Origin of the sequence: Halomonas sp. QHL1, assembly GCF_001882345.1 — a bacterium.
Taxonomy (GTDB): Bacteria; Pseudomonadota; Gammaproteobacteria; order Pseudomonadales; family Halomonadaceae; genus Vreelandella.
Genome location: NZ_MINL01000001.1, coordinates 2,261,799 through 2,284,295 on the forward strand (window position 1 = coordinate 2,261,799; position 22,497 = coordinate 2,284,295).

Sequence of the window (22,497 nt, forward strand, 5' to 3'; positions counted from 1 at the left end):
TAATAAAGTATCATTAAAAAGAGTGAGCATGTTTTAAAAATATATGCATTGCCTTTCTTCTTGGCTAATAATGTTTGGCACATCTTTTGCTAGTGAGTAGTTAGCTAATCACTTTACTTACCTACGTTAGGAGATTGTGATGCACCACTCTGACTACCCCCTTAGCGAAGTCCCGACCAGCGTCCGCAAGGGCTTGCTATCCTCCTCGGCAGTACTGCTCGGCTTTACCTTTTTCACCGCCACCATGTGGGCGGGTGGCACCTTAGGCCAGGCCTTTCCGATTGGCCAACTGCTATGGATCATACTGATTGGCAACCTGCTGCTGGGAGTTTACGCGGCAGCCCTCGCCTATATTGCGTGTAAAAGCGGGCTAAATTCGGTGCTGATGGGACGCTTCTGCTTTGGCGAGAAAGGCAGCAAACTTTCCGACTTTATTCTCGGTTTTACCCAGATTGGTTGGTACGCCTGGGGCACCGCGACGATTGCCTTAGTGTTAGTACGCACCACCGGGATGCCTGAATGGCTGGAAATCCCCTTAATGGTGCTATTTGGGTTTGGTTTCTGCGTGACGGCCATGATCGGCTACAAGGGTATGGACTGGCTGTCACGTTTTGCCGTCCCCGCCATGATGCTGTTTATATTGATCAGCCTGTTCACCGGGCTGGTGGATGTGCGCGGTTTTGCAGGATTAAGCCAGCAAACGCCCACGGAAAGCATGAGTGTGGCGGCAGCGATTACCGTCATTATCGGTACCTTTATTAGCGGCGGTACCCAAGCGACGAACTGGAGCCGCTTTGCCAAGACGCCCAAAATTGCGGTGATCGCGACCCTAGCAGCCTTTTTTGTTGGTAACGGCTTAATGGTGCTGACAGGCGCACTCGGTACCATGATTTACCAGCAGGCGGATATCGTGGATGTATTGATCGCCCAGGGCTTTGTCACCATCGCCGTGCTGATGCTATTTCTGAATATCTGGACGACCCAGGACAACACCATTTACAACTTCGCCGTGGCGGGCTGCAATTTACTGCGCACCGAAAAGCGCCGCTTGGTAACGGTAGGCGGCGCGGCGATTGGCGCCGTGCTGGCGGTGGGTGGGATGTACAATTTGCTTATTCCTTTTCTGGTCCTGCTCGGCACCTTTATCCCACCCATGGGCGGTGTAATCATGGCGGACTTCTGGCTTAAGCATAAAGGCCGCTACCCGTCGCTTGCGTCTGCGGCACTGCCCGATTTCAACCGCCGAGGTTTAGCTGCCTATGCCATCGGTGCAGGCGCGGCTTACTTTTCCCCATTACTTCCCCCGCTGGTGGGCGTGGCAGTGGCGGCAGGAAGCTACGCCGTGCTGCTTCGTTTAAACCACGCTACGCTAAGCGATACGCTTCCCTCTACTGCTAAGCAATAAGTGAGCCCCTTTTTATATGAGCATGCAGATTATTAACGCCCGCCTACGCCAGCGCCCTGAGCTTCACCGACTTGAGGTTGAGGACGGCACGTTCACGGCGATCACCGCCCAGGACGCGCCGCAAACGGCCATTGAAGGGCAGATTGATGCGGGCGCCAAGCTCGTTTGCGCGCCCTTTATCGAACCCCATATCCATTTAGACGCCGCCCTCACCGCGGGTGAGCCAAGCTGGAACCAGAGCGGCACGCTGTTTGAAGGCATTGAGCGCTGGAGCGAGCGGAAGCCCATGCTCACCGAAGCGGACATTCGCGAGCGAGCGCTCAAAACGCTGAATTTGTTGATTGGCAATGGCGTTCAGTTTGTACGCACCCACGCCGATACCAGTGATCCCAGCCTGATTGGGCTTAAAACCCTGTGCGCCTTGCGCGACGAGTTGAAAGATAAAATCGATATCCAGGTGGTCGCCTTTCCCCAAGACGGCCTGCTCTCTTACCCCGGCGGCGAAAAGCTAATGGAGGAGGCATTGGAGTTCGGTGCCGATGTGGTAGGTGGCATTCCCCACTTCGAATACACCCGCGAGCTGGGTGTCGCCTCCATGAAGCGGGTGATCGAGCTAGCGATTAAATACGACCGCTTAGTGGATGTGCACTGCGACGAGATCGATGACCCTAACTCTCGCTTTCTTGAGGTACTGGCCTGCGAAGCGCTGTTTAACGATTTAGGCAGCCGCGTTACCGCCAGCCACACCACGGCGATGCACTCTTACGATAACGCCTACTGCTCAAAGCTGTTTCTGCTGCTCAAGCGATCAGGCATCAACTTTGTTTCCTGCCCCACCGAAAGCATTCACCTGCAGGGACGCTTTGACACTTACCCAAAACGGCGCGGCGTGACCCGTGTGAAGGAGCTAAATGCAGCGGGCATAAATGTCTGCTTTGCCGAGGACTCTATTTTCGACCCCTGGTACTCACTGGGTAACGGCAAGCTACTGCGCACGCTGGATTTTGGCCTGCATATTTGCCAAATGATGGGCTATCAGGACTTCAGCCAGGCGCTTTCGTTGATTACTGATAACAGCGCCCGCACGCTCAATATTGAAGCGCGTTACGGCATCGAGGTCGGCAAACCCGCCAGCTTCAACCTGCTGGAGGGCGAGGATGACTACAGCGTGCTGCGCAATCAGGGCGAGGTGCTACTTTCAGTTCGCCACGGAGAGATCATCATGCAACGCGAGCCCGCGAAGATCACCACGCCCCAGTGGCTTGGCTAAACGGGTAAATAATGCGGCTTATTTCACATCTAACAAATAGCCATAAAACGCCGTATTACGCTGCCAGCCCAATGATTCATAAAGGTGCTGGGCGCGCTCGTTCTCGACCTGGGTCATTAGTATCAATCGTGCGACGCCGTGATCATGGGCCAGCTGGGTGGCGGCTTCCATTAGTGCCCTGCCGGTGCCTTTATCGCGACACTCCGGCAGCACAAACAGATCGTTTAGCGTCCAACGGGCATTTAGGCCCACCGTGGAAACGCCTGGGTAGAGCTGGACAAAACCGGTGAGGACGCCTTCGCTGTTCTCGCTAACCAGGATGCATGAATCACCCAACCCCATGCGTTGGCGCAGAAAGCTGCGCGCCGCGTCTGTATCACTCGGCTGCTGATAAAACTGGCGATAGCCATCCAACAGCCTGGTTAAAGCGTCAAGATCGTTAATAGTCGCTGAGCGAATCGTGGTCATGGTGGTGCCTCCTGACATGCTTACCTATTGAATTAACCGTCTAGGTCTAAACATTGAGTAAACAATGTTTAGACAATGGAATACAGTATAAACAACGCAATTTGAGACGTTACTATGCCCGATTTTATCGCCCCTGACGGACACCCCCGCTGCCAATGGTGTGGCGGCGCGGCGGAGTTTCTTCCCTACCACGACAACGAGTGGGGCTTTCCCGTAGACAATGACCAGCGGTTATTCGAGAAGCTGTGCTTGGAGAGCTTCCAATCGGGCTTAAGCTGGCGAACAATTCTCAATAAGCGCGAGAACTTCCGCGCCGCTTTTCACCACTTCGATTTCCATCGAGTTGCCCGCTTTGACGAAGACGATGTGCAGCGCTTGCTGCAAGATGCAGGGATTATTCGCCATCGCGGTAAAATCGAAGCGGTAATTAATAATGCCCAGCGGGCGCTGGAAATGGTCGAACAGGATAACTCGCTGGCCGCGTTCTTATGGCGTTTCGAGCCAGACGCTGATGCACTCGCCGCGCCGCAAACTCAGACCACCTCGCCTGAATCCATCGCCCTTGCCAAAGAGTTGAAAAAGCGCGGCTGGAAATTCGTCGGCCCGACGACCGCGTTTGCCTTTATGCAGGCGATGGGGCTGCTCAATGATCACTCGCTAACCTGCGTTACACGAGAGCGGGTGGAGCAATCGCGACAGCAATTTAAGCGGCCAGTATAAAAAAACAGCGGCAAGGAACTATACTTCTTGCACCCCTAGCAAGCAGTCGCGCCATGAATAGAGGCTGCCTGCGTATTCGCTGGGTGCCTTCTTGTAGTAGGGTATGGTTCTTTACACGCTTATTTCTAAATTGAACAGCACGGGGACACCATGTTCCCAACGGGGTTAATGTGGCTCAACCGCTCTCTTCGCACACAGAATCCCGCGCTTCGATATGTAAGGCATGGAGCGTCCATGTATTTACGGCCAGCGGAGTGCTGCTCGGCACGATGGCGTTGCTTTCACTGATCGACAATAATCCAGTCGCCTGTCTACTCTGGCTAGGCGCGGCGATGATGGTCGATGGTTTCGATGGCACCCTGGCACGCAAGTATGAAGTAAAAACTATCCTGCCCCACTTCGATGGCTCGACCCTTGATATGGTCATCGATTACCTTACCTGGTCTTTTATTCCCGCCCTATTCATCTACTTCTTTATTGAGTTGCCGCCCTATTTAGGGCTGATATCAGTCTTCATCATTTTGTTGTCGTCGATGTTCTGTTTCTGCAATGTGGATATGAAAAGCCAGGATAACTACTTCGTTGGCTTTCCTGCCGCTTGGAACATCGCTGCGGCCTATTTCTATATTCTCGATTTCCCGCCTTTCGTCACCTTTGCTGCTATCGTTTTTCTGGCCATCCTCACCGTCACTAAGATGAAATTCCTCCACCCATTTCGGGTGCGCCAGTTTATGCCGCTCAATATCGCTGTCACGTTAGCGTGGTGTGCATGTACAACGTCGTTATTACTCTCCAGCCCCGAGCATGCGGTTTGGGCACTATGGGGATGGGGCATTGCATCCGTTTACTTCATCGGCATGTGCGTATGGCGTACCGCTCAAGAAGCGTTTTGATTTGGCTGTAGCAGACGACGCTCACTTCATCGCCACCGCATGCGCCTGCGCTTCTTCCACCATCTCGGTGGCAAACTCGCCCACCGTGCGCACGGCGTCTTCGATGGCAGGTGTTAAAGTAAAGGCATAGTTCAGACGCAGGCACTGGCGGAACTTACCCGAGGCTGAAAATAGCGACCCTGGTGCCACATGGATCGCACGCTGTGCCAAGCACCCGTTAAGGCGCACGCAATCCACGGCGGCGGGTAACTCTACCCATAGCAAAAAACCGCCTTGCGGATAGCTAATTCCCGCGCCCTTAGGGAAGTAGCGCTGCACCCAACTGATCATGATATCGCGCTGGCGCTGATACTGGCGGGTAGCATAGCGAAGGTGACGCTCGTAATGCCCTTTGGCGACGAACTCTGCTACGGCCAGCTGCGGCAGCGTGGCCGAGGCGCCGGTTGAAACGTACTTCATATGCAGAGCCTGATCACGATAGCGGCCCGGCGCCAGCCAGCCCACCCGCAACCCAGGCCCCACCGTTTTGGAAAAGCCGCTGCACAGCATCACGCGCCCGTCGTCATCGAAGGATTTAATGGTGCGCGGCCTTGGCAGGGTAAAGGACAAATCGCCGTAGATATCATCTTCGATAATGGCCACATCGAAGCGTTGGGCAAGCTGAAACAGCGCCCGCTTGCGCGCTTCCGGCATGGTGTAGCCCAGCGGGTTGTTATAGGTCGGCGTAACCTGTATCGCGCGAATCGGCCACTGTTCCAGCGCGAGCTCCAGGGCTTCCAGACTGATGCCGGTTTGCGGGTCGGTGGGGATTTCCAGGGCTTTTAAGCCGTTGGCCTTAAGGATCTGCATGGTGCCGTAAAAGCTGGGCGAGTCAATGGCCACCACATCGCCGGGCTGGGTTAGCGTGCGCAGTGAGATAGCCAGCGCCTCCTGGCAGCCGGTGGTCACCATGATGTCATCCGGGTGCAGCAAGCAGCCAGAGGCGATAGCCAACCGCGCTACCTGTTGGCGCAGCTCGGGGCTGCCGCTCAGCTTGTCGTAGTTGAATCCGTGCAGATCAGTGCTGCGGTGTAGGCCAGCGAGTATTTTCGACAGCGGTTTCAGCGTCTCATAAGCGAGGTTCGGCACGCCACGCCCCAACAGCAGCCGCTCGTCATCTCGCTGGGTGGCGACAAGCTCGAGTACCTGATCCCATTGGGAAATATCCAGAGGGCGTTGCGCGGGTCGTGAGACCGACGGCAGTACCGACGGCGCGCGGCTTGGCAGTACGAAGTAGCCCGACTTGGGTCGCGACTCAATTAACGTCCCATCTACTAACTGCCGGTAGGCCTCCTGGGCCGTCGAGATGCTAACGTCTAGCTCCTGGCACACTGCGCGAATAGAGGGCAGACGGTCGCCTACACGGTAAATACCGTGCTCGATACGCTCCCGCAAAATAGTAGCAACCTCTTCATAGCGCGTCATGACACCCTCCTCCCCAAAGCTCGACAACAATACAGATATCATTTTCAACGACCATACAGAGGTATAACACGCCTTTCTGTATCCTGAAAATAATAAAGCCTATATCTGTATCTAAATAATGGCGCTGAGTAATCTGAATAGGCACACAGCACTTCAGGAGAGCCACCATGCCACGCTTCAGCCTTACACAGCTTCGCTATCAGCTAGGTCATCAGCTAAGCCATAAACTCAGCCAGTATCGTCACTACCGGCGTAGCCGTCGTCACTTACTGGCGCTCGATGACAGGCTACTTGATGATATCGGCATTGACCGTACACAGGCGCTCAAAGAGGGCCGCAAAGCTTTTTGGAAACAGACATCATTTAAAAAGGGTGAGTGATCACGCAACAGTGATGGGCAAGGGGGAGTTTTACCTTGAGCGCTAGCAAAAAGTTGGCAAAAACGAGTGTCCACGGTATCGCGGACACTCGGCTTTTTTAGTCAGTTGCCTGCTTTTATGCCGCCTGCACTTCGATACGGCGCGTGCGGTGGCTATCTTTCTTAGGCAGCATTAACGTCAGCACGCCGTTGACGAGAGTCGCGGAAATCGCATCACCGTCCACTTCGCGGCTTAGGTTAAAACGCCGCGCAAAGCGTTGACCACGCACCTCGGCATGCAGCGCACTCAGCCCTTCAGGCATATCCAAGGCTATCTCACCTTCTAAGCTAAGTACGTTGTTGTCGAGCTCTACTTTCAGCGTTTCATGAGTCACGCCGGGCATATCGGCCACCAGCTTGAGGGCATTGGGCTCCTCGATGATATCCACCGCTGGCAGCAGGGTTTCGGTTTGCAGTGGGCGTTGCTCCTCGCCACGCTGTGGAAGCGGGGAACGATTAGATGTACGAACGACGGTATTCATAGTTTATTCCTCCTTATCAAGGTTAATAAACAGTCATCAGGCCACTTGAACATCTATACGCCGCGGCTTGAGTTCCTCGCGCTTGGGCAGCACGATCTCAAACACGCCATGGTTATGGCGCGCCTCTGCCCGCTCGGCATCCAGGCCGTCAGGTAGTGCGATGGCACGCACGAACTCACCGCTGACACGTTCACGGCGGAATACCGGGGGCGTACTTCCATCGTCGTTACTGCCCATCACAGGCTCACGCTTGCCACGCAGGGTGAGCACATTGTCTTGAACATCGATGGTCAGATCCGAAGGCGCCAACCCCGCTGCAAACACATACACTCTGACCGTATCGTCACTGCGGGCGACATTGATCATGGGGAAGCTGCCCCGTGGCACCGCGCGAATATCCGCTGCATTGCCATCAGGTAAGAAGCCATCCAGTAGTTGACGGAACCAGTCCAACTGCTGAGGTGAACCGGTTTCGAAACGCTTAATATCGTCAAACATTGCGAACACCTCCTAGCTTAAACAGATGGTCGAAGGAGGCCACTACATCAGAGAGCAGCGCCTCCTTAATCTGCAAAATAGGAGCATTCAGACGGTTTTCAAGGGGTTCAATCGCCATTTTTTTGGCTTTTTTAAGCTGCCAATGGCGACATCAAACCCGGTTTAGAGGCCGGTGCTAAACGCGGCCATCAGGCAACCGTAATGTCTTTGGACAAATAAACATCCTGAATCGCATGCAGCAGTTCAACGCCTTCCTGCATCGGTTTCTGAAACGCCTTACGTCCCGAGATCAAGCCCATTCCGCCTGCTCTCTTATTGATCACCGCCGTACGAACCGCTTCGCCGAGATCGGAGTGGCCTTTCGAGCCTCCGCCGGAATTGATCAAACCTGCACGGCCCATAAAGCAGTTGGCGACCTGGTAGCGGGCCAAATCAATGGGGTGGTCAGTGGTCAGTTCGCTGTAGACGTTATCGTGGGTATGTCCAAAACCCACCGCTCGGTAGCCGCCATTATTCTCAGGCAATTTCTGTTTGACGATATCGGCCTTAAGGGTCGCGGCCATATGATTAGCTTGGCTGGTGAGGTCGGCTGCGACGTGATAATCGGTGCCATCCTGCTTGAAGGCAGGATTACGCAGGTAGGCCCAAAGCACCGTTACCATGCCCAACTGGTGGGCGCGCTCAAAGGCCTCGCTAATCTCCATGATTTGCCGACGGCTCTCATGGGAGCCAAAGTAAATCGTCGCCCCCACCGCCACGCATCCCATGTCGTGGGCCTGGTCTACATCGGCAAATAGCGTCTGATCGTATATCGCCGGATGGCTCAACGTCTCGTTATGGTTAAGCTTGAGCATCATCGGGATCTTGTGGGCATAGCGCCGCGCTACCGACGACAAAACCCCAAGCGTTGATGCCACGCCGTTGCAGCCACCTTCAAGCGCCAACTCAACGATATTGGCCGGGTCGAAGTAACGCGGATTAGGCGCGAAAGAGGCGCCCGCTGAGTGCTCAATGCCTTGATCTACGGGCAGCAGGCTGAGATAACCGGTGCCCCCTAAACGGCCGTGATTAAACAAGCTCTGCATATTGCGCAGCACCGCTGGGCTGCGGTCACTATCTGCCATAACACGGTCAATAAAGTCTGGGCCCGGCAGGTGCAAGCTATTGCGGGGTACGCCCTGGCAAGTGTGATTAAGCAAACTATCGGCGTCACTGCCGAGCAAGGCGGCTATATCGGTCATGATGAACTCCTTTATATTTGTATGTAACAAAAAGTAAGTGTATGCCAAATACTGCTTCAATGACGTTTATTGATTCAATAAAGCTTATCGGTTCAATAAAACCTAGCGCTTCAATAGAGCATAGCGGAAGCACGCGTGTAGTGGTTGGCAACCCGCTGGAAGTTAGCCTGAAGGCGTCCAGCTCTGCGACGTTTTAAGCCGTCAGCCCAATCCCACGCAAGATCACGGAAGTCACCGACTGGACGGCCTTTTCAAACTGTAGATCGTCCAGCGGTTGGTCGTCATTAAGCAGGTAGATTTGGTAGTCGAAGTCGGCGTAGTGCTGGGTGGAGGCCCAAATCATATAAAGGAGGTAGGAAGGCTCGACCGGGTTTATCTGCCCCGACTCGACCCATTCGCGAATTTTCGACTCTTTGAGCTTGGCCCATTCATAAAGATTGTCGCGCAGGCGATCTTTAAGAATGGGTGCGCCCTGCATGACTTCGGCGGCCCATACTTTCGAGCCATGGGCGCGATTGCGGGAGTGGTTCATCTTGGCGCGAATATAGGTGGAGAGCACCACCCGGGGGTCATCGTAGAGCTCAAAGCACAGCGCGTCCTGCTTCCACACCTCCAAAAGCTCCAGCAACACATCCTGGTAGAGCGCTTTTTTGGTCGAGAAGTAATAGTGCACGTTGGACTTGGGAATATCGGCTAGTTGGGCTATCTCCCCCATGGAGGCACCTGCGTAGCCTTTCTCGGCAAACAGCTGCTCGGCCGCGTGTAGAATCTTCTTAACGTTGGTCTGGCGAATTTCGTCCTGAGTTCTTGCCACGCTGTACTCGTCCCTTACGTCGAAGATAGGCACCAAAAAAAATGCACCGTCGCAGAACGACGGTGCTGAGAAGATCTCTTATTTACCCTAGGACGTCAACTCTGATTGGCAGGGAACGAGAACTCCGCCTGCGTCGCTTCGCTGACCGAAGGCCAGCGCTGGGAAACCGCTTTGCGGCGGGTGTAGAAGCGCACTGAGTCAGGGCCGTAAGCGTGCAGGTCACCAAACAGCGAGCGCTTCCAGCCACCAAAGCTGTGGTAGGCCACGGGCACGGGCAACGGTACGTTAACCCCCACCATGCCAACCTCGATAGCGTCGGTAAAGCGGCGGGCAGCTTCGCCATCGCGGGTGAACAGGCAGGTGCCGTTGCCGTACTCGTGGTCGTTGATCAGCTGCATGGCGTCGTCCAGACTGCCTACCCGCATGACGCAGAGCACTGGCCCGAAGATCTCCTCCTGATAAATGCGCATGTCAGCGGTGACATTATCGAACAGGCAGCCACCCACGAAATAGCCCTCTTCATAGCCAGGGACTTTCAGATCGCGGCCATCGGCGACCAGTGACGCTCCGGCCTTTACGCCATCTTCAATGTAGCCGAGGACTTTATCCCGGTGCTCCGCCGTCACCAGCGGCCCCATATCCAGATCCCGCTTGGTGCCGGGGCCGACTTTCAGTTGGGCGATTTTAGGGAGTAGGGTTTCGACTAGGCGGTCTGCGGTCTGGTCGCCCACGCAAACCGCTACTGAGATCGCCATGCAGCGCTCGCCGCAGCTACCAAACGCTGCGCCCATTAAGGTGTTAGCGGCATTTTCCAGGTCGGCATCCGGCAGCACCACGGCGTGGTTCTTCGCCCCACCCAGCGCCTGAACACGTTTACCCGCGGCGGAACCGCGCGAATAAATCGCTTCAGCCACCGGCGTTGAGCCAACAAAGGAAATGGCTTTAACCGCTTTGGCATCCAGCAACGTTTCCACCGCTTCGCGCCCGCCGTGAATCACGTTCATTATGCCTTTGGGTAGCCCGGCTTCTTGAAGCAGTTCGGCTACGGCCATGGCCGCCGAGGGGTCTTTTTCTGACGGTTTGAGAATGAAGGTATTACCGCAGGCAATTGCCATGGGGTACATCCACAGCGGCACCATGGCGGGAAAGTTAAACGGGGTGATACCCGCGACCACGCCCAACGGCTGGAAGTTAGACCAGGCATCGATGCCCGGCCCTACGTTGTGGGAGTACTCACCTTTTAACAGCTCCGGTACCCCGCAGGCGTACTCGACGTTCTCAATGCCGCGCTTGAGTTCACCCATGGCGTCTTCGGGGGTTTTACCATGCTCTTCACTGACCAGTTGCACCAGGCGGTTAGCATTATCCTCGAGCAATTGCTTAAAGCGGTACATCACCTGGGCACGCTTAGCGGGCGGCGTATCGCGCCAGGCGGGGAACGCCGCCTGGGCAGCAGCAATGGCACGCTCTACATCGGTGGCATTGGCATCCGCCACTTGGCGAATCACTTGGCCCGTGGAGGGATTGGTGACACCCAGCGTGCGCTTACTTTCAACTAACTCACCGTTAATCAGGTGGGAAACAACACTCATGTTTAAACTCCGAAAGTTATGCCAGCGAATCCAGGGTGGTCGCAACCGCGTCGAACAGGCGCTCTAGCTCCGCCTCGGTAGTGCCGAACGGAGGACCAAACTGCAGCGTGTCGCCGCCGTAGCGCACGTAGAAGCCCGCTTCCCACAGCGCCATGTGCGCATCCCGGGGGCGAATTGTGGGATCACCGTCGCGGGGGGCCAGCTGAACCGCCCCGGCCAGGCCGTAGTTACGAATATCGACAACGTGATTGTGGCCTTTCAGGGCGTGCAGCTTCTGCTCAAAGGTGGGCGCAATGGCGCTAACCTGGGCGGGGAAGTTTTCACGTTCCATCATCTCAAGCGCCGCCAGACCCGCCGCGCAGGCCACCGGATGGGCGCTGTAGGTGTAGCCGTGAGGAAACTCAACGGCGTGCTGAGGGCCGCCCGCGTGCATGAAGGTATCGAATATCTCGCTGGAAGCGATCACCGCGCCCATGGGGATCGCGCCGTTGGTGATCTGCTTCGCCACATTCATGATATCCGGCGTCACGCCAAAGGCTTCCGCACCTGTGGTTGCTCCACTGCGCCCAAAGGCGGTGATCACTTCGTCAAAAATCAGCAGAATGTCATGAGCCGTACAGATCTCGCGCAGCCGATCCAGGTAGCCTTTTGGCGGCACTATCACCCCCGCCGAGCCGGACATTGGCTCAACAATCACCGCCGCAATGGTGGAGGCATCGTGTAGGGCGATTTGATCGAGCAATGCACTGGCAAGCTCGGCGCCGGTTTCCGCTTGGCCACGGGTGAAGGCATGGCCCGCTTGAAGGGTGTGCGGCAGGTGGGTTACATCCATCAACTGGCCGTAGTGTTTACGGTTACCACCGATCCCCCCCAGGCTGGTGCCGCCAATGTTTACCCCGTGGTAGCCCTTGGCGCGGCCAATCATGCGGGTTTTTTCGGGCTTACCTTTTAGCCGCCAGTAAGCCTTGGCCATTTTGACCGAAGTATCCGCGGCTTCTGACCCAGAGTTGGTGAAAAACACATGATCAAGCCCAGCGGGCGTAAGGCTTGCGACCTTTTCCGCCAGCTTAAACGCCAACGGGTGACCAATTTGAAAGCCAGGAGCAAAGTCAAGGCTGCCTAACTGCGCCGCTACGGCTTTTTGGATCTCTTCGCGGTTATGGCCCGCGCCGCAGGTCCATAGCCCGGAAAGCGAATCGAACAACTTACGGCCCTGGTCATCAATGTAGTAACGCCCTTCCGCACCGGTGATCACACGCGGATTGGCATGGAAGTCGCGGTTGGCACTAAACGGCATCCAATAGTGGTGATTAAGTGCTGTTTTAGAAGCCGACTCCTGCATAGAAGAGCTCGATGCTTCAGGCTTCGTTTTGCTTTTTATTCCAAACATGCTGTCCAGCTCCATCGCTATGAGACTTGGATTCAGCATGCGCCAGCAAACACGTTTATAAAATTACGCTTTTCTTTTGTTCACGTTAGAGGATTTATACGTATCACTGGCTTGTTTATCTCTACTCTAGCAATGAGCCGAACAATAAACCGGGGAGACGCCAGCTTCGCCCGTGCTCAATAAAAGGAAGTCATATGAACTCGCTTACTGAACCGAAAATCGCCATAGCTGACTTACGCACTGACAGCGATCGACTTTGGGAATCGCTGATGGAGATGGCCAAGCTAGGCGCCACTGCCAAAGGCGGCGTCAATCGCCAGGCGCTTACCGTTTTAGAACGCCAGGGGCGTGACCTATTTATCCAGTGGTGCCGTGCCGAGGGCTGCACGATTCGGATTGATAATATCGGCAATATCTTTGCCCGCCGTGAAGGCAGCGACCCCAGCGCCAAAACGGTGATGGCAGGCAGTCACCTGGATAGCCAGCCTACCGGCGGCAAGTACGATGGCTGCTTCGGCGTGCTCTCCGGTCTGGAAGTGATTCGCACCCTTAACCAGCACAACGTCACCACCCAATCCCCTATCGAAGTCGTGGCCTGGACCAACGAAGAGGGCTGCCGCTTTCCGCCCTGCATGATGGGTTCCGGCGTATTTACCGGCGAGCTGGAATTTGACGCCATGATGGCGCGCACAGACACCGATGGCGTCACGGTAAGCGATGCTCTGGACGCCATTCACTACCGCGGCAGCGATAATGTCTCGCCAAGCGAGATCAAAGCCTACTTTGAACCGCACATTGAGCAGGGCCCGATTCTGGAGGATACCGATACCACCATTGGCGTGGTGATCGGCGGGCTTGGGCAGAAGTGGTTTGATTTAACCCTGACCGGGCTTGAAGCCCACGCGGGACCCACGCCGATGAATCTACGCCGCGACGCCATGATGGGTGCTGCGGAAGTTACCCAAGCGCTCAACCGGATTGCCTTTGATCATCAGCCCCACGGGCGAGGTACAGTCGGCTGTATGACGCTGCACCCCGGTTCGCGTAACGTTATTCCCGGCCAGGTCAAAATGACCTTGGATATGCGCCACTGGGAGCCTGAAGCACTCATTGCAATGGGCCAATCAGTCACCGCTGCCGTGGAAGAAATTTGCCAACGTCATGGCCTGGAGTATGAATTAACGCCCACGGCGGATTTTGCGCCGGAATACTTCGACAAAGCGTGCGTGGACGCAGTTCGCCAAAGTGCAGAGAAACTCAATCTATCTCACATGGATATCATCAGCGGCGCCGGTCACGATGCAATGTTTGTGGGCCGCGTAGCCCCTGCAGCGATGATCTTTATTCCCTGCAAAGATGGCATTAGCCATAACGAAGTTGAGAGCGCCACGCCGGCGCATGTTCATGCAGGCTGTAACGTTCTGCTTCATGCCATGCTGGACGCTGCTGGCCTAGCGGAATAGATATTAGGTCACCAATGGGTTGCGCCGCTAAACGGTAAAATTCACGTGTGCCCTCGCCAGCTCAGCGAACTGCTTGCGGGAGGGTTTAAAGCCCACTCCTGGCGGCCAGGCTAACCAAGCGTCAGGCACCATAAAGCCGGGGTGCGCCTCGCGTACCCAGGTGCTTAGCGCTTGTTCCGATACGGCCTCTCCGTGCCAATCGATAAACGCCACCGGGCGCTCCCCCCACTCGGGGTGGGGCACCGGCACCACCAACGCCTGGGCGACACAGGGGTTGTCGACCAAACGCTGCTCAATGGCTTCCGGCTGAATATTCTCGCCACCGGAGATAAAACCGTTATCGAGCCGCCCTTCCACCACCAGCGCGCCTTCCGTAGTAAAGTGCCCTTTGTCACGGGTGGCAAACCAACCCTCATCGTTGAGCGCTGGGTCAACCTCGCCGTCATTCAAATAACCACAGAACAGGGTTTCGCCGCGCAGCTGTATCTCTCCCTCGACTATTCTGACCTCACGACCCGGCAGCGGCCTACCGACAACGCCCGGCGCGGTGGGAATACCGGTGCAGACCTGGCTGGCCATCTCGGATAGTCCATAGCTAACCTTCGGCGTCAGCCCCAGTGATGTCATCTTCGACACCAGCGGCGCAGGAATCGCCGCGCCGCCTAGCAGCAGTTCCCGCAACTGCGTGCGCTTGGGCGTAAAGCCCGCCTTTAGCAGCCGCCAAAGCTGGGTGGGCACCAGTGAAAGGTGAGTGATTGACTGCTGTTCAAGACGCGCGGGAAGCGTGTGTGGGTCGTCATCAAGAATCACCCGTCCACCGGCGAGAAAAACGCGAAATGGAATAGCGTAGCCACCGATATGAAACAGCGGCAGCGAGAGCAGCCAGCCACTGTTTTGATCAACAGGAATAAACGACGCCGAGCCGCGTGCGGAGGCCAAATGATTGGCCACGCGATGCAGCACTGCTTTGGGTGTACCGCTAGAGCCGGAGGTAAAAATCGTGTTGCACAGCTGGCGACCATCGAGTGCCGGAGGTTCACCTGCCTCAACTTCCTCCACAAAATCGAGGGTAATCGGCGTTAGCTGTGCGGAGTAATCATTGTCGCTTTCCGTTTGGCAGACGCGGCCAGCCTGCAAGCGCTCAGCTAAATTGAGCTGCTGGGCAACGGGAAACGTAGGGTTAAGCGGGCAAAAAATCACCCCGGCCCGCAGGCAGGCCCAAGCCAGCAGCAAGGATTCAAGCGAGCCTTTCGCGGGAACCACTAGCCGATCACCTGGCACAAAACCTTTCCGAGCCAGTTGCTGCGCTAAAGACGCCAGGCGACGATTGAGCGTCCGGTAACTAAGCGTCACCGAGCCCGCCTCTATGGCGATATGCTGCGGGGTCTCTTTGGCCCAGTAGTGAATGGGGCAGGTGTCTATCACGCTGAACTTTCCATGTTAGAGAGGCAGTGCACGTTTTCTGTCATCACTTCGCCTGTGGCGGTGGTCACGCGCTCGGTAAGCCAGTGGCCAGTACCCAGCCCTGGCGGCTCATTGGGCGCCCACTCGCTGGCCAGCCGACTCAACAGCCCAAGACCCAGATCGGATTCGAAGCTGGAGGAGATCACCACGCAAAGATTACCCGCCCGTGCCCGTTGAACGAGTGCTTCACAGGCACTTAGCGAGCCGATCAGCGTGGGTTTGATTACTAGGGCTTTGAGCTGTGGATGGCAGTACCACTCTTCCCGGCGCGATAGCGTTTCATCCAGAGCAATAGCCACACCGGTGGCTTCCGCCACGGCGATGGTGTCAGCGAAGGTAGCGCAGGGCTCTTCCAGGTAGTCGATTTGATTTAGGTTTAGACGCTCGCAGAAACGTAGGGCTTCTTCCCGCGTCCAGCCGCCGTTGGCATCCAGAACCAGTTTGGTGAAGGGCAGCTTAGCGGCAAGCTGTTCGATCAGCGCCAGCTCCTCTGCGATAGCGTAGCGTGCCACTTTCAGCTTGAGCCGAGATGGCGACGACGCTTGCCAATCGGCAGTTGAAAGAGTCTCTATCAACTTCCTTGGTGCACCCTGGAGCAGTGGGTAGGGCGGCAAAGGCGCAGGAAGATGGTTTGGCCAAGGGCGCTGGGCGCAGTCGAACCCAAACTGCACCGACGGCAACTTTGGGGAGACTTTCTCGCCTCGGCTCAAAGCAACCAAACAGGCCAGACTTTCCGCTTCTGCTTCCGCCAGGGTTTCCGTTGAGAAGTCAGGTAGCGGGGCAATCTCGCCCCACTGCCCGTTGATGCAGACCAGCAGCCCCTCTCTACTCGCCAGTCGCTCGCCTTTAAACGTCAGCGGCTGGCGTAGCGGTAAAGAGTAGCCGTAGAGCGCCAACTGCATTAAGGGTTACGCGGGTAGCGGGAGAAGTCCGGGCGGCGCTTTTCGTTGAAGGCGTTACGGCCCTCCTGCCCCTCTTCGGTCATGTAGTAGAGCATGGTGGCATTACCCGCCAGCTCCTGCAGACCGGCCTGGCCGTCGCAGTCGGCATTGAGCGCGGCTTTTAGGCAACGCAGCGCCATAGGGCTGTGCTGCAGCATTTCCCGGCACCAGCGCACGCTTTCTTTTTCCAGCTCTTCCAATGGCACCACGTGGTTGACCAGCCCCATTTCCAGCGCTTGGGCGGCGCTATATTGGCGGCACAAAAACCAGATCTCCCGGGCCTTTTTCTGGCCCACAATGCGCGCCATATAAGAGGCGCCGTAGCCGCCATCGAAGGAGCCTACTTTGGGGCCTGTTTGACCGAAGACAGCGTTTTCGGCCGCAATGGTTAGGTCACACATTAGATGCAGCACGTGGCCGCCGCCGATGGCGTAGCCCGCCACCATGGCGACCACCGGTTTGGGGCAGGTACGAATATCGCGCTGGAAGTCCAGCACGTTGAGGTGGTGGGTGCCCTCTTCATCCTGGTAGCCGCCATAGTCTCCGCGAATGCGCTGGTCACCGCCGGAACAGAACGCTTTATCGCCTACACCCGTAAGCAGAATGGCACCAATGGCGCTGTCGTGGCGGGCGCGGTTAAGCGCTTGGGCCATCTCGCTAACCGTCAGCGGGCGAAAGGCGTTACGTACCTCTGGCCGGTTGATGGTGATACGCGCAATGCCATCGGCAGTGGTGTGGTACAAAATATCCTGATAGCCATCGGAGCGATCCTGCCACTCTACCGGCGCATAGAGTTCCGTTTCAGTGAGTCCGTTGATCATGCCACTCTCTTTTTATCTGTTGGAGCGAAATGCTGACAGCGAGCCGTTTAACCCGGCATACCTGTGACGACTAGACCCAGCGCCACAATGCTTAACAGCGCAGCCCCACCGTACATCAGTTTTTTGTTAAGTGCGTCATTGCCCACGCTGATATCAAACAGTCCATGGCGTAGGCGATGAGCGGCATGAAATAGCGGCAAGCAAACTACTGCCCCAACAAACAGAAAACCCGGTACGCTAAACAGCAGCGTTGAGGCCCGCTCATAGCTCAGCGCCTCGGCGGGCAACAGGCCAAGGGGCAGCAGAACCGCAATAAAGAGAATAACGGCGGGTAGCAAGACGGCAAAACAGACGCCGCCCGCGCTAAACAGCCCCCACCAGAGCGGTTCATCAAAGGCCTGTTTGTGCTGAGTGCGGTGTTTGTTCATGGCTATTTTTTCCATGTTTATGCCCTCCCCAATAGCCAGAAAAACAGCAGCGTGACCGCTACGACTCCTGCCCACTGCCCGGCAACAATGGCCTGATCAGGCAGGCTATGCCCGGCGATACGAATCGGCATTACCCGTGGAAACAGCACAAAGAAAGTGGCGGCGTGAAACAGGCTAGCGGCCAGGGCTAGAAGATTCAGCAACAGCACAATGGGGGAGCCCATAAAGGCGATCCAACCCTGCCAGCTATCCGCCCCTCGAAGAAGAGCAACCATGCCAGCGAGTAAACAGAGCGTGAAAAACACCAGCGGCAGTACCGTGGCTTCGCGCAGCATATAGAGCTTAAAAAAGCGATGTTTCAGCCACCAGTTGCGTTTCAGCGGCGGCAGGCGTTGCGATGATAATTTATCCATGACGTTCCTCCCCTACCCTTTGAACAGCGCAATGAGTGTGTGCTTGGCCGCTTCGACCTTGCTCTGATTCACAGCAGCGGCTGGGTCAACGTGTTTGGGGCACACCTTGGAGCAGAAGCCCACAAACGTGCAGCTCCACACCCCCTCATGACGGTTAAGTTCGGCCATACGCTGCTTCTTACCATGGTCGCGGCTATCCAGGTTGTAACGATGGGCCAGCGTTAGCGCCGCCGGGCCAAGGAACTCAGGATTAAGCCCGAACTGCGGGCAGGCCGAGTAGCAGAGGCCACAATTAATGCAGTTCGCGAACTGCTTATAGCGGGCGAGCTGTTCGGGTGACTGCTGATAGGTTTCCGGCGCCTGGGGGTCGTATGGTTTTACTGGGTTGTCATCGATCAGGTAGGGCTTAACCGCCGCCAGGTGCTCAAGGAATATCTCCATATCCACCACCAGGTCCCGCTGCACGGGGAAGTGGGATAGCGGCTCGATGCGAATCTCACCTTCATAATCGCGCAGGAAGGTTTTGCAGCCGAGCTTGGGAATGCCGTTAACCATCACGCCACAAGAGCCGCAAATCGCCATCCGGCACGACCAGCGGTAGCTCAAGGTGCTATCGAGCTGCTCTTTGATATGGTTGAGGGCATCCAACAGAGAAGTGCTGTCGTCCACCGGCAGTTCGTACTGCTGCCAATAGGGTTCTGCCGAGCTGTCGGGCATGTAGCGTTTGACGCTGATGTGCTTGGTGCTGACGTTCTTAGCATTGATCTGCTCGGTATTCATGCCTTGCCCCCTTTGCCTGCATCGCCATAGGCCCGCTCAGCTGGTACAGAAAACCGCACATCGACGTCCTGCCAGTGCAGTTCGGCCGGAGCTTCGCCTTGATAGAACACCTGGCTGTGCTTGAGGTAATTAACGTCGTCGCGTTTCTGCATGCCTTCATCCAGGCGCTGATGAGCACCGCGGGATTCACGGCGCTCCAGGGCACTTAAGCAAGAAGCTTCGGCGATATCCAAGCCATAGCCAAGCTCGATGCACTCCAGTAGCTCGGTGTTAAATATCTTGCTGGTGTCTTTAACGCGTATTTCATTGAAGCGAGCGCGCAGCTGGCGCATGGTCTCCAGAGAGTGGCGCATGCCCTCTTCAGTTCGGTAAATACCGCAGCCACTCTCCATGGCCTGCACCATGGCGTGCTTGAGATCGACCCAGTTTTCCCCACTTCCAGTTCCATCACAGAGGCGCAGCAGCTTGGCTTGCTGACGGTCACCCTGGGCTTCCAGCAGCCGTTCATCGGCCCACTCGGTTTGCGATGCGCGCTTGCTGGCTTGCTCACCGGCCAAGCGGCCAAATACCAGCAGCTCAGTTAGCGAATTGGAACCTAGGCGGTTAGCGCCGTGCAGCCCCACCGAGGCGCACTCCCCGGCGGCGTAGAGCCCCGCGATAGAGGTTTCGCACTGGGGGTTGGTTTCAATCCCGCCCATGGTGTAGTGCACCGCCGGGCGAATAGGAATGGGTTCTTTCACCGGATCAACATTGATATAGGCTTTGGCCAGCTCGCAGATAAACGGCAGGCGCTCCAAAATATACTTTTCACCCAAGTGACGCAGGTCGAGATAAACCACATCGCTGTCACCAAACTTGCCTGTGCGTCCCGCCTGCTGCTCCTGCCAGAAGGCTTGGGAGAGTTTGTCTCGCGGCCCCAGCTCCATGTATTTGTTTTCCGGCTTGCCCAGCGGGGTTTCCGGTCCAAGGCCGTAATCCTGCAGGTAGCGGTAGCCATCTTTATTGAGCAAAATACCCCCTTCGCCCCGGCACGCTTCGGTAATCAAAATGCCGGAGCCGGGCAGGCCAGTAGGGTGGTATTGAACAAATTCCATATCCCGCAGCGCCACGCCGTGCCGATAGGCCATCGCCATGCCGTCGCCGGTGACAATGCCCGCGTTGGTATTGAAGCGGAACAAACGCCCTGCGCCGCCGGTAGCGAGAATGACCGCTTTAGCGCGCAGCAGAGTCAGTTCACCGGTGGCTATCTGCAGGGCAATCACGCCGATTACAGCGCCCTCGTGAACGGCCAGGTCGAGCACAAAGAACTCATCAAAGCGCTCGATTTCTGGGTACTTCAGCGAGGTCTGAAACAGGGTATGGAGCATATGGAAGCCGGTTTTGTCGGCCGCGAACCAGGTGCGGGCGGTTTTCATGCCGCCAAAGCGGCGCACCTGTACCTGGCCATCGTCTTTGCGGCTCCAGGGGCAGCCCCAACGCTCCATCTGCACCAGTTCTTGATAAGCGTGATGGACAAAGTAGTCGACGACGCCTTGCTCAACCAGCCAGTCACCGCCTGACACCGTGTCGTCAAAATGCGCCTGATGGGAATCCTCGGCACTGGTAACGGCGGCGGCGCCGCCTTCAGCGGCCACGGTATGGGATCGCATGGGATACACCTTGGACAGCAGCGCAATGCGCTGGGGGGTGCCCTGCTCCTTGGCCTGCTCGGCAGCACCAATAGCAGCGCGCAAACCTGCTCCACCCCCACCTACAATGACGATATCGAAATCTCGCTGCTGCATGACAACCCCTTCCGTTAGCCAGGTCAAAGGTGTTACTGGCGGCAATCTTCGCTGCCGTCTTGTTTATTCGAACTTACCACGCCCGTTGCAGACCTTGCTCATTAGTCGAAAAGACTATTGACGCACATCAAGTAAGCAGTGAATCGAGTGGGTATTACTGTTCCCCTCGTGTCGCAACCCCTACTCTTCAAGCCACTCACTGCAGGCAGATGGCTGCCTACCAAGCGACAAAGAAAACCTTACTGCAAAAATTGAAGAGAGAGGTGCCGCATGACGTCCAATGCCCAACCCTCACCGCGATGGAAACTGTTAGCGCCGCTAGCAGTCGCTATCATCGTCGCGCTGATACCCACTCCCCTGGGGCTTGCGCCTCATGCGTGGTTCTTTTTCGCCATTTTCCTCGGCTGTGTCGTTGGCCTTATTCTTGAACCCTTACCGGGTGCAGTGGTGGGCCTGGTCGGCGTTACCCTGGTGGCACTGCTTTCTCGGTGGGTGCTGTTCTCTCCGGAGCAACTGGCGACTGACGGATTTAATGCCGCGGGCCAAGCCTTCTCATGGGCGGTGTCAGGCTTTACCAACTCCACCGTCTGGCTAATTTTTGGCGCCTTTATGTTTGCCCTGGGCTATGAAAAAACCGGCTTGGGCAGGCGAATATCGCTTTGGCTGGTCAAGGCAATGGGGAAGCGCACCTTGACCCTTGGCTACGCAGTGATGATTGCCGATGGCATTCTAGCGCCGTTTACGCCCTCGAACACCGCGCGCAGTGCGGGCACGATCTATCCAGTCATTCGCAATCTACCGCCGCTTTACGATTCACACCCCAACGACCCCAGCATGAAGCGCATGGGTAGCTTTCTAATGTGGACGGCGCTGGCCTCTACCTGTGTGACCAGCTCGCTATTTTTGACCGCCCTGGCACCCAATCTATTGGCTATCGCGCTAACCGAGAGCGCGACAGGTATTAATATCAACTGGGGGCAGTGGTTTATGGCGGTAGCACCTGCCGGCATTGTGCTGCTTATGCTGGTGCCGCTGCTGAGCTACTGGCTATGCGCGCCCGAAGTGAAAGCGGGTAATGAAATCTCCGACTGGGCGGGACAGGAGTTAACCAAGCTAGGGGCACTGACCCGCCATGAAATAATGCTGGTCGTTATGGTGGTCACTGCGCTGCTGCTATGGATTTTTGCGGGCGACATTATTTCTGGATCGCTGGTGGGTCTACTGGTGATCTGCGGCATGCTGTTAACTGGCATTGTGTCCTGGAGCGATATTCTCGATAACCGAGCAGCCTGGAATACCTTTGTGTGGTTTGCCACCCTGGTGGCGCTAGCGGGCGGGCTTAGCCAAGTAGGCTTCGTTAACTGGTTTGGCAGTGTGGTCGGCGGACAGATAAGCCACTTCGACCCGCTGATGGCCATGGTGGCGCTGGTGGTGATTTTCTATCTACTGCACTACTTCTTTGCTAGCGTGACGGCCCACGTTACCGCCCTGCTGCCAGTGATTCTGGCGGCAGCTACCGGGATTGCCGGACTGGATATGCAGATGTTTATTCTGCTGCTGCTACCCACACTTGGCTTTATGGGCATTCTCACCCCCTACGGTACAGGGCCAAGCCCGGTCTACTACGGCAGCGGCTATCTGCCCAGCGCCCTCTTTTGGCGGCTGGGGGCGATCTTCGGACTGCTATTCCTGGTGGTCTGGCTAGCGATTGGCCTGCCCTGGTTAATGCTAATCAGCTGACCGGTGAG

The 22,497-nt window shown here is 56.4% G+C and carries 23 protein-coding genes; 7 read left to right on the top strand and 16 right to left on the bottom strand.

Annotated features, from left to right (window positions below; genetic code table 11):
* Window positions 1-139 precede the first annotated feature (139 nt).
* Window positions 140-1,405, top strand: coding sequence for a cytosine permease (codB, locus tag QHL1GM_RS10330; RefSeq protein ID WP_071694404.1), 1,266 nt, complete (start codon window positions 140-142; stop codon window positions 1,403-1,405).
* Between the two features lie 16 nt (window positions 1,406-1,421).
* Entirely contained in the window at window positions 1,422-2,675 is a 1,254-nt protein-coding gene (gene codA, locus QHL1GM_RS10335; RefSeq protein ID WP_071694405.1) for a cytosine deaminase, read from the top strand.
* A gap of 18 nt (window positions 2,676-2,693) precedes the next feature.
* On the opposite strand, the gene QHL1GM_RS10340 is transcribed toward codA, so the two are convergent.
* Entirely contained in the window at window positions 2,694-3,143 is a 450-nt protein-coding gene (locus QHL1GM_RS10340) for a GNAT family N-acetyltransferase (protein WP_071694406.1), read from the bottom strand.
* Window positions 3,144-3,257: 114 nt separating this feature from the next.
* Between QHL1GM_RS10340 and QHL1GM_RS10345 the strand changes: the two genes are divergently transcribed.
* Complete coding sequence (locus QHL1GM_RS10345) at window positions 3,258-3,863, top strand: DNA-3-methyladenine glycosylase I (protein ID WP_071694407.1); 606 nt, start codon at window positions 3,258-3,260, stop codon at window positions 3,861-3,863.
* A 170-nt stretch (window positions 3,864-4,033) separates the two neighbouring features.
* The gene (pcsA, locus tag QHL1GM_RS10350; protein WP_302847857.1) at window positions 4,034-4,756 is read left to right on the top strand and encodes a phosphatidylcholine synthase; all 723 of its coding nucleotides are present in this window, start codon (window positions 4,034-4,036) and stop codon (window positions 4,754-4,756) included.
* Between the two features lie 21 nt (window positions 4,757-4,777).
* Here pcsA and QHL1GM_RS10355 read toward each other — a convergent pair whose 3' ends face one another.
* Entirely contained in the window at window positions 4,778-6,220 is a 1,443-nt protein-coding gene (locus QHL1GM_RS10355; protein ID WP_071694408.1) for a PLP-dependent aminotransferase family protein, read from the bottom strand.
* A gap of 167 nt (window positions 6,221-6,387) precedes the next feature.
* Here QHL1GM_RS10355 and QHL1GM_RS10365 point away from each other — a divergent pair, with 167 nt between their 5' ends.
* A complete protein-coding gene (locus QHL1GM_RS10365) occupies window positions 6,388-6,600 on the top strand; it encodes a DUF1127 domain-containing protein (protein ID WP_071694410.1) in 213 nt (70 codons plus the stop codon).
* Between the two features lie 115 nt (window positions 6,601-6,715).
* Here the strand turns inward: QHL1GM_RS10365 and QHL1GM_RS10370 are convergent, their stop codons facing one another.
* The 7 genes from QHL1GM_RS10370 to QHL1GM_RS10395 all read right to left on the bottom strand — a co-directional run bounded on the left by QHL1GM_RS10370 (window position 6,716) and on the right by QHL1GM_RS10395 (window position 12,655).
* Window positions 6,716-7,120: an Hsp20/alpha crystallin family protein gene (locus QHL1GM_RS10370; protein WP_071694411.1), complete on the bottom strand. Its 405-nt coding sequence runs from the start codon at window positions 7,118-7,120 to the stop codon at window positions 6,716-6,718.
* A gap of 36 nt (window positions 7,121-7,156) precedes the next feature.
* On the bottom strand, window positions 7,157-7,618 hold the full coding sequence (locus QHL1GM_RS10375; protein WP_071694412.1) for an Hsp20/alpha crystallin family protein: 462 nt from the start codon (window positions 7,616-7,618) through the stop codon (window positions 7,157-7,159).
* Complete coding sequence (locus tag QHL1GM_RS19825; protein ID WP_302847858.1) at window positions 7,611-7,736, bottom strand: hypothetical protein; 126 nt, start codon at window positions 7,734-7,736, stop codon at window positions 7,611-7,613. The genes QHL1GM_RS10375 and QHL1GM_RS19825 overlap by 8 nt, the downstream gene beginning before the upstream one ends.
* Before the next feature lie 70 nt (window positions 7,737-7,806).
* Entirely contained in the window at window positions 7,807-8,859 is a 1,053-nt protein-coding gene (locus QHL1GM_RS10380) for a class I fructose-bisphosphate aldolase (protein WP_071694413.1), read from the bottom strand.
* A gap of 193 nt (window positions 8,860-9,052) precedes the next feature.
* The gene (locus QHL1GM_RS10385) at window positions 9,053-9,673 is read right to left on the bottom strand and encodes a TetR/AcrR family transcriptional regulator (RefSeq protein WP_071694414.1); all 621 of its coding nucleotides are present in this window, start codon (window positions 9,671-9,673) and stop codon (window positions 9,053-9,055) included.
* A gap of 95 nt (window positions 9,674-9,768) precedes the next feature.
* Window positions 9,769-11,265 (bottom strand): CoA-acylating methylmalonate-semialdehyde dehydrogenase, encoded by a 1,497-nt coding sequence (locus QHL1GM_RS10390; RefSeq protein WP_071694415.1) that lies wholly within the window; start codon window positions 11,263-11,265, stop codon window positions 9,769-9,771.
* A 16-nt stretch (window positions 11,266-11,281) separates the two neighbouring features.
* Complete coding sequence (locus tag QHL1GM_RS10395) at window positions 11,282-12,655, bottom strand: aspartate aminotransferase family protein (RefSeq protein WP_071694416.1); 1,374 nt, start codon at window positions 12,653-12,655, stop codon at window positions 11,282-11,284.
* Between the two features lie 194 nt (window positions 12,656-12,849).
* Between QHL1GM_RS10395 and QHL1GM_RS10400 the strand changes: the two genes are divergently transcribed.
* The gene (locus tag QHL1GM_RS10400) at window positions 12,850-14,118 is read left to right on the top strand and encodes a Zn-dependent hydrolase (RefSeq protein ID WP_071694417.1); all 1,269 of its coding nucleotides are present in this window, start codon (window positions 12,850-12,852) and stop codon (window positions 14,116-14,118) included.
* 27 nt (window positions 14,119-14,145) lie between these two features.
* On the opposite strand, the gene QHL1GM_RS10405 is transcribed toward QHL1GM_RS10400, so the two are convergent.
* Genes QHL1GM_RS10405 through frdA form a run of 7 tightly spaced genes read right to left on the bottom strand, consistent with a single transcriptional unit; the run spans window position 14,146 to window position 20,749 of the window.
* Complete coding sequence (locus QHL1GM_RS10405) at window positions 14,146-15,543, bottom strand: AMP-binding protein (RefSeq protein ID WP_071694418.1); 1,398 nt, start codon at window positions 15,541-15,543, stop codon at window positions 14,146-14,148.
* On the bottom strand, window positions 15,540-16,484 hold the full coding sequence (menC, locus tag QHL1GM_RS10410) for an o-succinylbenzoate synthase (protein ID WP_071694419.1): 945 nt from the start codon (window positions 16,482-16,484) through the stop codon (window positions 15,540-15,542). Before menC ends, QHL1GM_RS10405 begins: the two co-directional genes overlap by 4 nt.
* Window positions 16,484-17,344, bottom strand: a complete 861-nt coding sequence (gene menB / locus QHL1GM_RS10415; protein WP_071694420.1) for a 1,4-dihydroxy-2-naphthoyl-CoA synthase — start codon at window positions 17,342-17,344, stop codon at window positions 16,484-16,486. The genes menC and menB overlap by 1 nt, the downstream gene beginning before the upstream one ends.
* Before the next feature lie 47 nt (window positions 17,345-17,391).
* Window positions 17,392-17,787, bottom strand: a complete 396-nt coding sequence (gene frdD, locus QHL1GM_RS10420) for a fumarate reductase subunit FrdD (protein ID WP_083571001.1) — start codon at window positions 17,785-17,787, stop codon at window positions 17,392-17,394.
* Window positions 17,788-17,789: 2 nt separating this feature from the next.
* Window positions 17,790-18,185 carry a fumarate reductase subunit C gene (locus QHL1GM_RS10425; RefSeq protein WP_071694421.1) on the bottom strand — a complete coding sequence of 132 codons (396 nt, stop codon included), beginning with the start codon at window positions 18,183-18,185 and terminating at the stop codon, window positions 17,790-17,792.
* 12 nt (window positions 18,186-18,197) lie between these two features.
* A complete protein-coding gene (locus QHL1GM_RS10430) occupies window positions 18,198-18,965 on the bottom strand; it encodes a succinate dehydrogenase/fumarate reductase iron-sulfur subunit (protein ID WP_217648537.1) in 768 nt (255 codons plus the stop codon).
* Complete coding sequence (frdA, locus tag QHL1GM_RS10435) at window positions 18,962-20,749, bottom strand: fumarate reductase (quinol) flavoprotein subunit (protein WP_071694422.1); 1,788 nt, start codon at window positions 20,747-20,749, stop codon at window positions 18,962-18,964. The genes QHL1GM_RS10430 and frdA overlap by 4 nt, the downstream gene beginning before the upstream one ends.
* A gap of 270 nt (window positions 20,750-21,019) precedes the next feature.
* Here frdA and QHL1GM_RS10440 point away from each other — a divergent pair, with 270 nt between their 5' ends.
* A complete protein-coding gene (locus QHL1GM_RS10440; protein ID WP_071694423.1) occupies window positions 21,020-22,489 on the top strand; it encodes an anion permease in 1,470 nt (489 codons plus the stop codon).
* Window positions 22,490-22,497: the final 8 nt, after the last annotated feature.

What these genes read in the sequence shown, in the direction of transcription:
- menB (WP_071694420.1), bottom strand. Translation starts at nt 17,344, where the DNA reads ATGATCAACGGACTCACTGAAACGGAACTCTATGCGCCGGTAGAGTGG.
- QHL1GM_RS10390 (WP_071694415.1), bottom strand. Translation starts at nt 11,265, where the DNA reads ATGAGTGTTGTTTCCCACCTGATTAACGGTGAGTTAGTTGAAAGTAAG.
- QHL1GM_RS10425 (WP_071694421.1), bottom strand. Translation starts at nt 18,185, where the DNA reads ATGGATAAATTATCATCGCAACGCCTGCCGCCGCTGAAACGCAACTGG.
- QHL1GM_RS10440 (WP_071694423.1), top strand. Translation starts at nt 21,020, where the DNA reads ATGACGTCCAATGCCCAACCCTCACCGCGATGGAAACTGTTAGCGCCG.
- QHL1GM_RS10430 (WP_217648537.1), bottom strand. Translation starts at nt 18,965, where the DNA reads ATGAATACCGAGCAGATCAATGCTAAGAACGTCAGCACCAAGCACATC.
- QHL1GM_RS10365 (WP_071694410.1), top strand. Translation starts at nt 6,388, where the DNA reads ATGCCACGCTTCAGCCTTACACAGCTTCGCTATCAGCTAGGTCATCAG.
- QHL1GM_RS10345 (WP_071694407.1), top strand. Translation starts at nt 3,258, where the DNA reads ATGCCCGATTTTATCGCCCCTGACGGACACCCCCGCTGCCAATGGTGT.
- QHL1GM_RS10370 (WP_071694411.1), bottom strand. Translation starts at nt 7,120, where the DNA reads ATGAATACCGTCGTTCGTACATCTAATCGTTCCCCGCTTCCACAGCGT.
- QHL1GM_RS19825 (WP_302847858.1), bottom strand. Translation starts at nt 7,736, where the DNA reads ATGGCGATTGAACCCCTTGAAAACCGTCTGAATGCTCCTATTTTGCAG.
- codA (WP_071694405.1), top strand. Translation starts at nt 1,422, where the DNA reads ATGAGCATGCAGATTATTAACGCCCGCCTACGCCAGCGCCCTGAGCTT.
- QHL1GM_RS10395 (WP_071694416.1), bottom strand. Translation starts at nt 12,655, where the DNA reads ATGTTTGGAATAAAAAGCAAAACGAAGCCTGAAGCATCGAGCTCTTCT.
- QHL1GM_RS10355 (WP_071694408.1), bottom strand. Translation starts at nt 6,220, where the DNA reads ATGACGCGCTATGAAGAGGTTGCTACTATTTTGCGGGAGCGTATCGAG.
- frdD (WP_083571001.1), bottom strand. Translation starts at nt 17,787, where the DNA reads ATGGAAAAAATAGCCATGAACAAACACCGCACTCAGCACAAACAGGCC.
- QHL1GM_RS10400 (WP_071694417.1), top strand. Translation starts at nt 12,850, where the DNA reads ATGAACTCGCTTACTGAACCGAAAATCGCCATAGCTGACTTACGCACT.
- codB (WP_071694404.1), top strand. Translation starts at nt 140, where the DNA reads ATGCACCACTCTGACTACCCCCTTAGCGAAGTCCCGACCAGCGTCCGC.
- QHL1GM_RS10340 (WP_071694406.1), bottom strand. Translation starts at nt 3,143, where the DNA reads ATGACCACGATTCGCTCAGCGACTATTAACGATCTTGACGCTTTAACC.
- QHL1GM_RS10380 (WP_071694413.1), bottom strand. Translation starts at nt 8,859, where the DNA reads ATGACCGATATAGCCGCCTTGCTCGGCAGTGACGCCGATAGTTTGCTT.
- menC (WP_071694419.1), bottom strand. Translation starts at nt 16,484, where the DNA reads ATGCAGTTGGCGCTCTACGGCTACTCTTTACCGCTACGCCAGCCGCTG.
- QHL1GM_RS10375 (WP_071694412.1), bottom strand. Translation starts at nt 7,618, where the DNA reads ATGTTTGACGATATTAAGCGTTTCGAAACCGGTTCACCTCAGCAGTTG.
- frdA (WP_071694422.1), bottom strand. Translation starts at nt 20,749, where the DNA reads ATGCAGCAGCGAGATTTCGATATCGTCATTGTAGGTGGGGGTGGAGCA.